This window comes from Psychromonas sp. KJ10-5, assembly GCF_055808325.1.
In genome coordinates this window covers 3,403,178-3,416,452 of sequence record NZ_CM147864.1, presented here as the reverse complement: position 1 = coordinate 3,416,452, position 13,275 = coordinate 3,403,178, and the positions used below count along the sequence as shown (strand labels likewise).

The 13,275-nt window shown below is 36.8% G+C and carries 15 protein-coding genes; 4 read left to right on the top strand and 11 right to left on the bottom strand.

Features of this window, described 5'->3' with window-relative positions; genetic code table 11:
* Positions 1–52: 52 nt before the first annotated feature.
* The 3 genes from AC0L3W_RS15095 to AC0L3W_RS15085 form a co-directional block, all read right to left on the bottom strand.
* Entirely contained in the window at positions 53–322 is a 270-nt protein-coding gene (locus AC0L3W_RS15095; RefSeq protein WP_409440154.1) for a type II toxin-antitoxin system prevent-host-death family antitoxin, read from the bottom strand.
* Positions 323–721: 399 nt separating this feature from the next.
* Positions 722–1,171 carry a DMT family transporter gene (locus AC0L3W_RS15090; RefSeq protein WP_409440155.1) on the bottom strand — a complete coding sequence of 150 codons (450 nt, stop codon included), beginning with the start codon at positions 1,169–1,171 and terminating at the stop codon, positions 722–724.
* Complete coding sequence (locus AC0L3W_RS15085) at positions 1,171–1,638, bottom strand: DMT family transporter (protein WP_409440156.1); 468 nt, start codon at positions 1,636–1,638, stop codon at positions 1,171–1,173. Before AC0L3W_RS15085 ends, AC0L3W_RS15090 begins: the two co-directional genes overlap by 1 nt.
* A gap of 106 nt (positions 1,639–1,744) precedes the next feature.
* On the opposite strand from AC0L3W_RS15085, the gene AC0L3W_RS15080 reads away from it, so the two are divergent.
* On the top strand, positions 1,745–2,644 hold the full coding sequence (locus AC0L3W_RS15080) for a LysR family transcriptional regulator (protein ID WP_409440157.1): 900 nt from the start codon (positions 1,745–1,747) through the stop codon (positions 2,642–2,644).
* A gap of 1,065 nt (positions 2,645–3,709) precedes the next feature.
* Here AC0L3W_RS15080 and AC0L3W_RS15075 read toward each other — a convergent pair.
* Positions 3,710–4,657, bottom strand: a complete 948-nt coding sequence (locus AC0L3W_RS15075) for an MBL fold metallo-hydrolase (protein WP_409440158.1) — start codon at positions 4,655–4,657, stop codon at positions 3,710–3,712.
* Between the two features lie 119 nt (positions 4,658–4,776).
* Between AC0L3W_RS15075 and AC0L3W_RS15070 the strand changes: the two genes are divergently transcribed.
* On the top strand, positions 4,777–5,652 hold the full coding sequence (locus AC0L3W_RS15070) for a LysR family transcriptional regulator (protein WP_409440159.1): 876 nt from the start codon (positions 4,777–4,779) through the stop codon (positions 5,650–5,652).
* 423 nt (positions 5,653–6,075) lie between these two features.
* On the opposite strand, the gene AC0L3W_RS15065 is transcribed toward AC0L3W_RS15070, so the two are convergent.
* The gene (locus AC0L3W_RS15065) at positions 6,076–6,828 is read right to left on the bottom strand and encodes an SDR family oxidoreductase (RefSeq protein ID WP_409440160.1); all 753 of its coding nucleotides are present in this window, start codon (positions 6,826–6,828) and stop codon (positions 6,076–6,078) included.
* 78 nt (positions 6,829–6,906) lie between these two features.
* Here AC0L3W_RS15065 and AC0L3W_RS15060 point away from each other — a divergent pair, with 78 nt between their 5' ends.
* Positions 6,907–7,275, top strand: a complete 369-nt coding sequence (locus AC0L3W_RS15060; protein WP_409440161.1) for a winged helix-turn-helix transcriptional regulator — start codon at positions 6,907–6,909, stop codon at positions 7,273–7,275.
* Between the two features lie 127 nt (positions 7,276–7,402).
* On the opposite strand, the gene AC0L3W_RS15055 is transcribed toward AC0L3W_RS15060, so the two are convergent.
* On the bottom strand, positions 7,403–7,570 hold the full coding sequence (locus AC0L3W_RS15055; RefSeq protein ID WP_409440162.1) for a hypothetical protein: 168 nt from the start codon (positions 7,568–7,570) through the stop codon (positions 7,403–7,405).
* Positions 7,571–7,678: 108 nt separating this feature from the next.
* Between AC0L3W_RS15055 and AC0L3W_RS15050 the strand changes: the two genes are divergently transcribed.
* Positions 7,679–8,548 (top strand): LysR substrate-binding domain-containing protein, encoded by an 870-nt coding sequence (locus tag AC0L3W_RS15050; RefSeq protein WP_409440163.1) that lies wholly within the window; start codon positions 7,679–7,681, stop codon positions 8,546–8,548.
* Positions 8,549–8,808: 260 nt separating this feature from the next.
* On the opposite strand, the gene AC0L3W_RS15045 is transcribed toward AC0L3W_RS15050, so the two are convergent.
* The 5 genes from AC0L3W_RS15045 to AC0L3W_RS15025 all read right to left on the bottom strand — a co-directional run bounded on the left by AC0L3W_RS15045 (position 8,809) and on the right by AC0L3W_RS15025 (position 13,193).
* Positions 8,809–9,219, bottom strand: a complete 411-nt coding sequence (locus AC0L3W_RS15045; RefSeq protein ID WP_409440164.1) for a cupin domain-containing protein — start codon at positions 9,217–9,219, stop codon at positions 8,809–8,811.
* 276 nt (positions 9,220–9,495) lie between these two features.
* Positions 9,496–10,626 (bottom strand): ABC transporter permease, encoded by a 1,131-nt coding sequence (locus AC0L3W_RS15040; RefSeq protein WP_409440165.1) that lies wholly within the window; start codon positions 10,624–10,626, stop codon positions 9,496–9,498.
* A complete protein-coding gene (locus AC0L3W_RS15035; RefSeq protein ID WP_409440396.1) occupies positions 10,616–11,542 on the bottom strand; it encodes an ABC transporter ATP-binding protein in 927 nt (308 codons plus the stop codon). Before AC0L3W_RS15035 ends, AC0L3W_RS15040 begins: the two co-directional genes overlap by 11 nt.
* Before the next feature lie 20 nt (positions 11,543–11,562).
* Entirely contained in the window at positions 11,563–12,513 is a 951-nt protein-coding gene (locus AC0L3W_RS15030) for an HlyD family secretion protein (RefSeq protein ID WP_409440166.1), read from the bottom strand.
* Complete coding sequence (locus AC0L3W_RS15025; protein WP_409440167.1) at positions 12,510–13,193, bottom strand: TetR/AcrR family transcriptional regulator; 684 nt, start codon at positions 13,191–13,193, stop codon at positions 12,510–12,512. Before AC0L3W_RS15025 ends, AC0L3W_RS15030 begins: the two co-directional genes overlap by 4 nt.
* Positions 13,194–13,275 lie beyond the last annotated feature (82 nt).

Genomic DNA, 13,275 nt, shown 5'->3' with positions numbered 1-13,275 from the left:
ACGCCGAAGCGAGCCTGAAAAATAAGGCGTTAACGTAACGCTCCGAAACTACTTATACTGAATTATTCTTCATCATAAAAGGAGACTTACGTTGCACCAATCGCTCTTTAAAAGAGCTTGATGACATTACACGGCCTGCTTGCATATCACTTTTTGCGAAGCTAACTAGGTTTAGTAAGGCAATTGCTTCTTCACGTTTATCTCTATCTTGAACAGATTCAATAACATAAACTGGCTTACCATTTTTTGTAATCGTCAATGGCTCTTCTAAAGGTAGATTTGCGGCGTTTTTTTTCAAAAAACTTATTGTTTCTACATTCATAATTTAACTCTCCCATTAGTAAAAGCATTAGCTTCAATTTATTTTAACACGTCACAAATAATTAGTAAGTTGAAATGAATTTGGAAACATCGCCAGGCTTTTTAGAGTTTTTTATTACATTTCCTAACTCATTAAGTGCCCCTTTACGAGCTAGGAAGCTAAGTCGCAAACGCCCCCAAAGCGACTTAGAAATGGATATCATTGATCATAATTTAAAAGTCCGCTGTGAGCCTAAAGCGGTCTTTAAAAAAGTACTTTTCTACCGATTGGAACCACGAAGCAAGATAGCGCACTAAGTTGAAAAGGTCGTAAAGAATGGTAACCATTTACACTTGCAATTTACCACTTTTTTGAGTGTAGCAATACTCCTGTGCTTACTAATTAACACAACCAGTAAGTTTACTTAGGTGCTTCAATCTCTTTTATGTCTTTGCGTTGATTACGTTTTACGACCAAAACACCAGCTAATATACATAAAATGCCAAACAACTGTGATAGTTCCCCACCATTATTGATAATATCCCAAACAACCCCTGTAAGTAATTGACCTCCAATAACGAGCAATGCGGTCAGCGTTGCCCCAATTCTTGACAGTACATAACTATTTATAGCGACAAATAAAGCGCCTAAAATACCGCCAGTCCAGCTTGCGGCAGGAGCATCCATAATTCTTTCAAGCGGAACTATTGATGTAAAATATACAATTATACTTAGGAAAATAAACCCTATAGCATGATTCCAAAGAGATGCGTAGAACGGGCTGGTATCCTGACTTAGTCTTCCATTAAGTATTCTACAAAAACTAATACAGCATCCGTTGAATAGAGCAATCATAATTACCATTGTCATTAATATCCCCTTCCGAACAATGTTACTAAACAACCTACCGCCATTAGTATTAATGCAATAGCATCATTAAGGTTCATTGAACGTTTATCTAAACCAAACAAGCCTAAGGTATCGCATATAAATCCAAACAAGACTTGACCTGCCATAATTAATACGATTGAACCGGACAAACCTAGTGGGCTATTGACCGTGATAGCAGCCAAAATTACGGTAAAAGCGCCTGGTATGCCTCCCAAATAAGCCCAAATGGGAGTTTTTGACTTGGAATGCGAAGATATTTTTCCTTTAACGAAAGCACTGGCTAGCATTAACACCACAAGGGAAACTATTGTACCAACTCCGTGTGCAACCCAGGACGCAAGCAAAGGTGAGCTAAAAGTGGCTAGTTTACTATTAACTGCAATCATACTGGCAAGCATTACCCCGCCTGCAAGTGCCATAGAGAGATTGATTGGTTGTGTCTTCATGCTATTTCCAAATGATTTAATGTTGTTATGTAATATATAGAGTTTCTATTAGCTTGATAATCCACTATATTGTGAACTCTTTGTTTCCCACAGGTAAACAGTAAAAATGGATACATTTTCAACTATTCCGGTGTTCACTGCCGTAGTCGAACTGGGCAGTTTTTCTCAAGCAAGCCGCAAACTTGGGGTAACCAAATCAGCCGTGAGTAAGCAAATTAGTTCGTTAGAGGCACATCTGAGTGTAAAACTGATTCAGCGAACAACTCGTAAATTAAGTTTGACAGAGGCGGGTGAACAATATTACAGCTATATCCATAGAGCTAAAAATTTAGTCAATGAAGGTGAGGATGCTATTAGCAGTCTTCAAGGAACTCCCTCTGGGCATCTCAAAGTGAGTGTTCCCATGGTGTTTGGACAACTTCATATTGCACCTTTGTTAAGTGAGTTTTTAATTCGTTTTCCTAATATAAAGCTTAGTTTATCAATGGATGATAAAGTCGTAGATCTAGTTCAAGATGGATTAGATATGGTATTAAGAATCGGTGAATTATCTGATTCAAATCTTGTGGCACGTAAGCTATCTCGTTGTCGTAGTGTACTCTGCGGATCCCCTAGTTATTTTAAAAAACATGGTAAGCCTCAAGAATTAAATGATCTAAAACAGCACAATTGTTTGTACTATTCCTATTATAGGTCGGGTCTTGAATGGGTGTTTGATGGCCCCAATGGTTCTGAGCGGATCAAGCCAGATGGTAATATTCAGGTAAATAACAGTGATGTACTCAAGTTGTTGATGCTCGATGACATTGGTCTCTGCCAAATGCCACTATTTCTTGTCGAACAAGAGTTGAATAGCGGTGCATTAGTAACCACATTGGAACAATACAAACTACCTGAGCACGGGATATACGCAGTTTATCCTCAGCGCTCTTTCATTCCAGAAAAACTCAAGGTATTCCTTAATTATCTAGAAGAAAAATTAGTTCTGAAGAGTCAAATATGGTAAGTGTTGATGCTAATTAAGGTAGGCAACAATTTAAGAAACGTCTAACAGATTTGGGGCAATATAGCTTAGAAGTCGTACTCTATTCTATCTAAATTATATTCAAGGTTAACGTCTGCTGTGTCGGAACAGCTGACGTTATATTTTGTAAACACACACAAATTCTAAGCCACTTTGTGCCCCGAAGCGTGTCTGAAAAATAAGGCGTTAACGTAACGCCTCTGAAACTACTTATACTGAATTACGATTCGTCATAAAGTAAATCTTCTAAGTTACTCATCTTCGCTCCTTTTTTGCTTTCAAATCATTTTTGGTCGAAAGCTCTGATCACTAGGTGAGCATTTAGTTCAATCCTTATCCATAATTCAGGTTATACAGAAAAATAGAGAGGGTCACATGAATACTATAATCATCGGGTTAGATATCACAAAGCCAGCTTTTATTTTATTTGGATGGATGAATCGGGCAAGATATTAAAGAAAAAACAGTTAACACGGAAAAAAGACGTTTGAATATTTATCTAATTTATCGCCCTGTATTGTCGTCATGGAGGCTGTACATAATAGAACAGCATTAAGTAATTAAATACGAGATTTAGTTATTCCTAAAGGATTGACTTAGAAACCATCTCAAACACCTTAGCTGTTAACTTACTATCTAGCGATAAAGAGAATATCTACCCCAGCAACTTGTTTACGAGCATATAAATCTATTACGATAACTAGGCATGCCCAATGGTTTCCTATCCAATATAACTGATATCACCGCACCAAATTTCATTAGGTTTACTCATATTGAATTGACACTGAAGCAAGTTAGGTATGGCCAAGTGTTCGTTAATTTAGGAGTACGATATCGTACTCAATGTAATACCATCATTTTTCGATATATCTACTAACAACCTAACCCAGCTGGATTGGAACTAATGTTAAATGCTGCGCATGTCTATATCGTTTTTAGCTTAATCGTTTCCAAGGCTTCGATAGTTGATATTTATAGCGACTTCGATAAAAATAGGTTCTAGACTCAATTCTGACAGTCGTAAATTGAGTCTAGAACTATCAAGATTTATAAGCTTTGGTGTCCTGGTTGTACTTTAATTTCAGGGTTCTCATTAACTAATTGTATGAGTTTATGTAAGCTGTCATGACTACCTTCTCGATCAGTTGAAAAACCACCAGGTTCAACGCCGTGATTCCAACCCCAAGCAGTATGAGTCGCATCACCCGTAAGCAATAAAGGCCCTTCTGTTGTATTGACAAAGTATGCTGTTGAGCCAGCAGTGTGACCAGGAGTATGAATAGCGAACAAGCTACCGTCACCAAATATATCCACATACTCTGCAGTCCATTCTTGTAATGGAGGCCTACCTTCAAGCATAGTGTCTACCGCGCCTCTAAATGCAGCGTACAAAAAGTATTTCTCCTTAGTTTCCCCACGTCCAACATAAACTGGAACTTGTTTATCTATAGCTGATATACCACTAATATGATCAAAATGTAAATGTGATAAAAACACTCCTTTCAATTTAAGATTCTCTTCTTCTAAATAATTATCCATAGCTGTTAGCAATTCCATTTTATCTAAGTTTAATTTTGGTTCCAACCAACTTGGAAAACCTAGAGACTGTGGGTCATTAAAGAATTGGTTACTGACACCAGTATCAATCAAAAAGTCACCATACAAAGGGTGATTAATGTGAAAGGCATAAATTTCAATCTCTTCTTGATGGTCTTCTAAACCGGCTTGTTTTGCTTCCGGTGAGTCAAGATTGATTAAACCACTTAAAGGAACAACCCAGTTTGCAGATTTAATTTTTTTCAGTGATACCGTACTTCCTGATACTAGGCTATTGATAAGTTCTTGTTTGTCGCTTTGCTTGCCTAACACTGAGCTGACAACTGGATGTCGTGTTTGAGTTGCCTGACTAATCCAAATTATAAAAGATATTAGTGATAAGCTGACAAAGCCTACCGCACAGGTTATATAAAACTTTTTATTAATAGTAAAACTCATCTTAATTTACTCCTAGGTTGTTGATATAATTTATCTGACTTCGATAAAAAACAGACTGTTATAATTATCTGTTTACCAAATTATGTAAATCAGCTAAAAATCGATTGGTGTATCCAAATATGAATAGAGCGGAATTAAATTGGCAAGACCTTAGATTTTTTTTAGCTGTAGCGGAGGCAGGCAGCTTTAGTTCTGCTGCACGCAGTTTGAAATTAGGGCAGCCTACTTTAAGTAGGCGTATAGCAGATTTTGAAGAGCAACTTGGAGAAACCTTATTTTTCCGTAATAGTTATGGTTGTGAACTAACTTCATTGGGAGCCAAGTTATTACCGTCTGCAAAACAAATGGCTATTTGGTCGACTGAAATCCTCACACAGACGCAAATACCTGAGAAAATTGAAGGACGTGTACGCATCACCGCACCACCAAGTGTTTGCTTTGCAGTACTCCCTCAAGTAGCACATAAACTGCACACAGATTATCCAGGTATTCAATTGGAAGTCCTTAGCAATATTAATACATTAAATTTAGCTCTTGGAGAGGCTGAGATATCGGTCCGTACTGCGTTACCTAAAGATCAAGATTTAATCTGTCTTGCTTCTTTTTATAGTCGGATGAAAGTATATGTAGCCAAAGACCTTGCTAAAAGCCTGAGTGATAATGTTTCCATTCATGATTTAAATTGGATTTGTTGGTCAGATGACCAAAATCACTTAATCTCTAATCAACTCCTCAAGCAAGAAATCCCAAATTTTAAACCTGTATTTAGTTCTAATGATTACAATGTTCAAATTGCTGCATGCAGTGCAGGTTTAGGAGCATTAATTCTCCCCGATGAATTAGCTAACAACCTACCACTAAAAAACCTTAAACCTTTAAATATCGATCTGAATAAATACTCCGCGAGTGAGCTACATATCATTGTCCACAAACGTCAACAGTACATGGCAAGAGTTGTTATAGTGTCTGAATTACTTCAAAAGCATTTTAGATAGAGTGTTCTTCGAGCACTATTAGTCTTTTTTTAAACTTCGTGCTGTGAAGAAGAAGGTATTCTGTATTACTTACTTGTAATTTCTCCGTAACGTGATTTGCCCAAATACTTGGGCTTATGAAATGCGATTTATCGTCGCTTCCTCCTTTACCAAGAAAAGGCATTTTAATGAGGTTACTCAAATCATTAGCCTCTAGTACTTATACTAAGAAATAGTTTATTGATGGAAGTTAATCCAGGGCCGTGGCTTATTGTTTGAAAAAGCTACATATGTAAGTTATCAACGCCCGATTTAGGAACAATGGAAGTATAAATTCAATATTGCTTATCCACATCTCAGGTTAAATACATACCCATTGTATTCACTCACAACAATTAACTTAATGAAAATTATTAATTTTAAAGACAGTTCACCTGTTTATAATTATAAATTTCCCACGCCACCATCGATTAACAATTCCGAACCTAACATGAATGATGACTCATCAGAAGCCATAAAAACGATAGCTTTAGCAATTTCTAATGGTGTGCCCATTCTATTTAAAGGAACTAATGCCTTTACTTCATCTATTAATGCATCCTTCTCTTCCACAGGTAGACCAAATTTATCAAATGCCTCTGTGTACGTTGGTCCTGGGCTAATGCTATTTACACGGATACCACGATTTTTGAGTTCTCCAGATAATGTTCTAGATAAAGAGATGAGACCCGCTTTACTAGCTGCATAAATACTACTTTGAGCTAGTCCAATTTGAGCTGAAACACTACCACACAGAATAATTGAAGCTGAATCTGACAATAGCGGCAGTAAATATTGAATCAAAAAAAATGGACCTTTAAAATTAGTATCCATGACTTGGTCAAAAGACATTTCGTCCCAGTCCTCTATTTTTTTGTGTGTGACATCACCTGCATTTATATAAATCACGTCAAGCTTTGGTAACTTTTCAATAAGTTTATTTGCCAAGTCCCTTTGTTGACTTACATTAGAACTATCATTTTTTATAAAAATAGCCTCACTACCTAATATAACTCTAGCTTTATCTAACCCTTCTTCATTGCGCCCAGTTACAATGACCTTTGCTCCTTCACTTTCAAATTGCTTGGCTGTTTCCAAGCCAATTCCTGCTGTGCCACCAGTAATAAGCGTATATTTATCTAAGAGCCTTTTTGTCATAATTATTCCTTAACATATTAATTTAAGATGGAAAAAGCATTATGACGCTGTTAGTATAATAAAAATAGTAGGTACCAAATGGATACTAATAAAATGAAAAAAAAAATACTACCTTCTCAATGTCCGATGGTTGATTTTGTAAATATTATATCTGGGAAGTGGGCTATTCCAGTGTTGTATAGATTAATTATTACTAACGATGCAGTACGTTTCGGAGTATTACAAAGGGCAATGGGCACTATTACACAAAAAGAATTAACTAAGCAATTACGCTCATTTGAAGCACTAGGTATAGTTACTAGAAAAATATTCTCGGAAATGCCACTGCGTGTTGAATATCAAATTACAGAATTGGGGAAAACCTTAAAGCCAACACTTGATTCCCTTGCTTCTTGGATGAATGAACATAGAGAAGAATTATTAGATCATGATAAATATTCTAAGTGAAAATTGTAATTGTTCTCGGTGTAAATTATATTTTAATTTACACTCTCTCCTGATATAAAATACCCATGGATCTGTATTGAAGTTTCTTTCCTACCCTCTATAGTTTATCGATTAAAATAGAGCTTTTTCATTTCAAATAAACAACATTTAAAACTAAATATTGCTGAAGAATACTCAGAAAAATATGAATATGCTCTTTTTCAGTGTCCTTCCTCATTGCTTTAACAGTCAGGCCATGAAACTGAGGGGTAATGAGAATCAACTTCGCCAATAACTCTTGTTCTTTAGAGGTCATACTTTTCCTTTAGATAACTCCACTTATAACAATATTATAAGTTGACGTTTCCATATAAAAATTTAAAACTATTAGAATGAATAGTTTTAAATTAATGGATCATTAATTATGCGTAATTTAGATTTAGATGCGCTTAGGTGTTTTGTATTAGGGGTTGAGTTAGGTAGTTTTGCACTTGCCTCTGAGCGACTTAATCGTTCGCCTTCTGCTGCCAGCGCGCAACTCAAAAAGCTGGAACAACAATGTAATAGTGCTTTAGTCACTAAAGTTGGCCGGCACCTCCAGCCAACAGAGTCAGGTGAAATCATATTGGCTTACGCTCGACGTATGCTGCAATTAAATGATGAAGCACTGCAAAGGCTAAAAGGAAATACGCTAGAGGGAAAAGTCGCCTTTGGCTTACAAGAAGATTTCAGTGAAGTGTTGTTATTAAAACTACTAGCCGCCTTTTCACGATCTCACCCTCAATTACAGTTACAATCATTCGTTGGGCGCCACAAAGAACTAAACGAAGGAATACAAACTGGTGAATTAGACTTTTCATTAGGATGGGAAGGCGAAAAAAGCGCCCCCTACAGTGAATCCTTAGCAGAATTACCATTGCATTGGTATGGACCAGTAGATCCCCATTTACGAGAGGTAATACTGTCAAATAAACCTTTGCCATTAGTTATGTTAGACGGTGCCTGTGGTATTAGACAACAAGCCATAGAGGCATTAGATCATCATGGTATTCCATGGAAAATTAATTTTGTGGGTAGAAGCTTAAGCAACTTATGGCGTGCGGTTGAGGCAGGATTAGGTGTAACAGTGCGGTCCTCTTTTGACCAACCTAATAGCATTAGCAAAGTAAACAGCTTGCCTAAATTAGGGAGCCTTAGAATGTGCCTTGATCGAAACCAATATCAGCTTAAAGAAGTACAACAACAGCTATACGATGAATTAAAACAACAACTTCAACATTACCTTGAAAGATAGGTTGCTATAACTCACTAAAAAGAGCGCCAATTTGGGCACCCTTTGAGAGATTTCTTATAAACACTAACGCAAAAAAACGCATTAATATACATTGTTTTAACAAGACATACTTCCGCTTTATGAGAAGCTTTAAATACAGGGCAACCGTATTATCACTCCTAAATAAATAAAATTTTATTTATCTATTAATTTACTTTTTATATTAGGGGCAATGGCTGTCAAATTATCATTTGAAAATGAATAGTTAATATCTTTGTTTATTATTCTGATATTACCATGTCCATTTTAATGGTAGGTGCTTTATCAGTTTCCACAATATAAAATACAGTGAAAACAGCGGGTTGATTACTTTCGTTATTAAATTTCATAATATTGACGTTCTGAGGTTCAAAAAAAGTATCCCCTTCTTTTAAGATCACTTGCGATTTTCCTTGCTCTTGAAAGACAATCATTCCTTTATTTATCACGCCAAAAGTCGGTACTGGATGAGCATGAATAGGAGCAGAAATACCTGCCGCTATCTCAACTGTCTGAGATTTAACAAATGTAAATTTTTCTCCAATGTTGATTGGTTGAAAAAATTTATCTTTTCGTGTGATTGAATTAGCACTAACTGAGTGTATAGTCATCATTAACAACATTAAACCTATTATTTTATTCGTTACACTCATTGTTTACTCCTTAATTTTTAATTTTTTAGATACAATAATTATCAATTGATTCAGTTAGTATAAATTCACTTATTAATTTTTAAAATCAAGATTATCAGGATTGATAATTCTGATTTTCTGAATGGTTAGGTTGTTGAGATTAATTCAGAGCTGAATTTGTTTTTTAAATGAAGGTTCGTTTTAAAAATATTAACGATTAAATATCTATTTCACCCTGTCATAATTAAGCAGCTTCGATAGAAAAAAAACTGCCATCAATGAACTGTCTAATGGTCTTTACCCTAATTTTTTATTAAAACGTAAAGAAGCAATAATGAGCCCGCCTAGAATAAACAAACCTAACCAGATTGCATCTTTGCTTAACAAAAAGATGTTGGCATCTCTTAATACAATGGCTCTAATCATGCGCATAAAATGTGTTGCTGGTAATGCTTCAGCAATCCATTGTGCAGCAGATGGCATCGCCTGATAAGGAAACATAAACCCTGAGAGTAATATCGAGGGAAGTAAAATAAAGATGGTCATTTGCATCGCTTGAAGTTGTGTTTGGGCAATGGTTGAGATCACTAGCCCTAAAGTTAAACTGGCTGCAATAAAAAGAATAGAACCAGCGAGTAAAGACCCCATACCACCATGAATATTGACCGAGAAAATCCAATAGCCGACACCAAGAATAATCGCAACTTGTGCTAAACCAACCAAGACATAAGGCAATATTTTTCCAACCATTAGCTCAATAGAACGCACTGGTGTTGTAATTAAAAACTCCATATTGCCCTGTTCTCGTTCACGTACCAATGCAGATGAAGTAAATAAAATCATGGTCATCGTTAAAATTACTGCGACTAAACCGGGAACAATATTAACGACTGTTCTTTGCTCTGGATTGAAATACTGTACGACTGCAAAGCTAGGCGTTTTTTGCGAAAAAGAACGCCCCGCTATTTCATCCAAAGGCATGTTTCGCAGCGCCCTAATAGTAGATGCGATGACAGTATCAGAGCCATCAACTACCCACTGTCCAACAGGTTTAGTCATTACCGAGTAAGTTTGCTGACTATTATAAAGAGGATGATCAAATAAGCGTCTAGTCATATCACTAGGTAAATACAAGAACGCTTTTATCTTACCTTTGATAATAGCTAATTCTGCATCTTTAATAGAGTAATACTGCGATACAAAATTAACGGATTGTGTCGCTGAGATAGCTTGTTCAATGGATCTACTTTGAGAAGTTTGGCTGAAATCCACCAACCCAACAGGGATATGCCTTGCGTCAGTATTGATGGCATAACCAAATAACATGAGCTGCACTAAAGGGATCATGATAATCATCCCAAAGCTCATACGATCCCGGGAAAGCTGCTTTAACTCTTTAATAAAAATAGCGTAAATTCTATTCCACATGTCGACCCCCGGTATTAGCAACGAACACATCTTCAAGACTTGGACGCACGATTAAGGCTTCTCGATTATCACTTATTTTTGCGATGAAATCTAAAGGCTCTAGTACACTGTGTTTTACTAACACTCTGAGTTGATTTCCCACTTGTGCCGCTGATAACACATTTGAGTTTGCTGTAAGTATCTGCTTTAATTGTCTTAAATGATCGTCACTTATTTCAACTACATGGGCTGGAATAGCATCCATTAATGCTTGAGGAGAACCATCTGCACGCTTATTCCCTTGTTCTAAAATAGCCAATGCATGGCAACGCTCAGCTTCATCCATGTAGTGTGTGGATACTAAAATAGTGGTTCCAGCATCACTTAAATCAAACAATCGTTCCCAAAATTCACGTCTATTTTCTGGGTCAACGGCTGAAGTGGGCTCGTCAAGAAATAACAATTCAGGAGAGTGCAATATTGCACACGCCAACGCTAAGCGTTGCTTTTGCCCACCACTCATAGAACCAGCGAATTGTTTCGCTTGCTGTTCTAAGTCATAGAGCGCGAGTAGTTCTGTCACTCTATTTTGTTTACGCTTTCCTGAAAAGCCATAAATAGCGGCAATAAAGTTAATGTTTTCTTGTACCGTTAAGTTGTCATATAAAGAAAACTTTTGGGTCATGTAACCAATACGATTTTTAAGTGACTCTTCGTGGCCTAGTAGTGGCTCACCTAAAATAGTGACATTACCCTCTGTAGCCGTTAATAAACCAGTGAGTAAGCGAATGCTGGTTGATTTACCACACCCATTAGGGCCTAAAAAACCATAAATACAACCTTTGGGGATATTTAAATCAAGTTTATTAACCACCACTTTACTGCCAAAATGCTTGCTTAACCCCTTTGCCTGAATAGCATATTCAACTCCGTTTATTGCTTGCTCACTATTTATATTCATGGCAAATGTACCTCGACGGCTAAACCAGTTGGCAAATCACTCTCATTCACTAAGTCAATATCAGTCAAATACATTAATCGCGATCTATCTCGTTCATTGAGCGCATAAAAGGGACTATAAGCTGGTTGAGAACGAATATTACGAACCTTACCTTCAACTGTTTTTTTAATACCATCGGCATAGACTTTAATGGCACCGCCTGCCTTTATTTTAGTTAAAGCCGATGCTGGCAAATACACTCTAGCAAAGGGTTTTGCATTGGCTAATACATTAACTAACTCGGCTCCTGCGTTGGCAAAATCACCTTCATGCCAAGGTAGGCTATCAACAATGCCGTCAACTGGAGAGGTAATAGTTAATTCATCGACTGCTTTTTGTTGCCACAATAAAGCTGCTTTTGCTGCACGGACCCGAGCTTCTGCTTGATCTAAATCTTCTTGGCGAGCACCATTTTTCAATTCTAACCATTGCTCATAAGCTTGTTGTTTCTTAGCTTTACTAGTGTTTCTTTGTGTCTTTACGACATCCATCTCAGCAATACCTACAGCCTTGTCTTTGAACAATTTACTAATACGTTTATACTGTCTCTCAGCTTCTTGACTGTCAGCTTCTGTCTCCTCCAACACAGCTTTAGCGGCATTCAATTGTTCAATACGGGTTCCCTTATTCAGTGCATCTAATACCGAAATAACTTGAGCCAGCTCCGCACGTCGCTCACTAAGCATCGCATTGGCTCGGCTAGCATCAAGTTGTATCAATACATCACCTATATGAACAATCTCACCCTCATGAACATTGATATAAACAATTTTTTCTGACGCAGGAGCTGAAAGCTTAATGCGATCGCGCTCAACCGTTCCCATTGCATAATTGACATCCTGAGTTCCACATCCAGTTAAAAAAAATGACGTAATTAATAAAAGTAAAGATATATCTTTTTTGATCACGATTTTTCTCCCTCAACATCGCTAACTTTAGAGCCTGAGAATTTAAACAGACCTTGCTCTAAAAATACCTGATTATGTCCAGCCAAATGCATTAACCAGTCTTCATTTAATTCAATACCTAATTCTTTTTGTATTGATACAGGCGCCAATAAAGGAAACACCATTAAGCTAATAAAGCTTAAAGGAATTAACTTAAGATCAAGGTTTGGATTCAAATCCCCTTGTTCATCAAATGTATTTATCCAACTTTCAGTCTGCTTCAACAAATCATCAAACACTTTGCTTAAAATAGTGAACGTCTTAGGGTTATCTTTTTGATTAAGCACATGCAGCATCAGTTTTGGCAACAAGGGCGCTGTCGCCATAATTTTATAATAAGTCTGCATAAGCATTAATGGATTATGTTGAGAAGAATGCGTCAGATCTTGTCCAAGTTGCTCGAAGATGGGGGCAAGTGTTTCTTGTATTACCGCCTCAAACAACCCCTCTTTTGAACCAAAATAATAACGGATCATTGCCGCATCAACATTGGCTTTTTTAGCTATTTTTCGAGTTGAAACACTGTCATAACCGCGCTCTGAAAAACAGACTTTAGCAGCTTCAACTAAATTATGTCTTGCTGATACATGGTAGGAATCAAGTTGTTTAGGTCGACCTGCTTTTACGTTTTTTACATTCATAAAACTCCCTGTAAATTAATTCATCTTATGTTGAATATAAACCACATCTACATTGCTTGATATCAGCATAATTCATCATTTG

Bases quoted from the DNA above. Each gene is read 5' to 3' on its own strand.
- AC0L3W_RS15095 (WP_409440154.1), bottom strand. From the start codon at position 322: ATGAATGTAGAAACAATAAGTTTTTTGAAAAAAAACGCCGCAAATCTA.
- AC0L3W_RS15025 (WP_409440167.1), bottom strand. From the start codon at position 13,193: ATGAATGTAAAAAACGTAAAAGCAGGTCGACCTAAACAACTTGATTCC.
- AC0L3W_RS15090 (WP_409440155.1), bottom strand. From the start codon at position 1,171: ATGACAATGGTAATTATGATTGCTCTATTCAACGGATGCTGTATTAGT.
- AC0L3W_RS15060 (WP_409440161.1), top strand. From the start codon at position 6,907: ATGGATACTAATAAAATGAAAAAAAAAATACTACCTTCTCAATGTCCG.
- AC0L3W_RS15085 (WP_409440156.1), bottom strand. From the start codon at position 1,638: ATGAAGACACAACCAATCAATCTCTCTATGGCACTTGCAGGCGGGGTA.
- AC0L3W_RS15070 (WP_409440159.1), top strand. From the start codon at position 4,777: ATGAATAGAGCGGAATTAAATTGGCAAGACCTTAGATTTTTTTTAGCT.
- AC0L3W_RS15045 (WP_409440164.1), bottom strand. From the start codon at position 9,219: ATGAGTGTAACGAATAAAATAATAGGTTTAATGTTGTTAATGATGACT.
- AC0L3W_RS15040 (WP_409440165.1), bottom strand. From the start codon at position 10,626: ATGTGGAATAGAATTTACGCTATTTTTATTAAAGAGTTAAAGCAGCTT.
- AC0L3W_RS15075 (WP_409440158.1), bottom strand. From the start codon at position 4,657: ATGAGTTTTACTATTAATAAAAAGTTTTATATAACCTGTGCGGTAGGC.
- AC0L3W_RS15080 (WP_409440157.1), top strand. From the start codon at position 1,745: ATGGATACATTTTCAACTATTCCGGTGTTCACTGCCGTAGTCGAACTG.
- AC0L3W_RS15065 (WP_409440160.1), bottom strand. From the start codon at position 6,828: ATGACAAAAAGGCTCTTAGATAAATATACGCTTATTACTGGTGGCACA.
- AC0L3W_RS15050 (WP_409440163.1), top strand. From the start codon at position 7,679: ATGCGTAATTTAGATTTAGATGCGCTTAGGTGTTTTGTATTAGGGGTT.
- AC0L3W_RS15055 (WP_409440162.1), bottom strand. From the start codon at position 7,570: ATGACCTCTAAAGAACAAGAGTTATTGGCGAAGTTGATTCTCATTACC.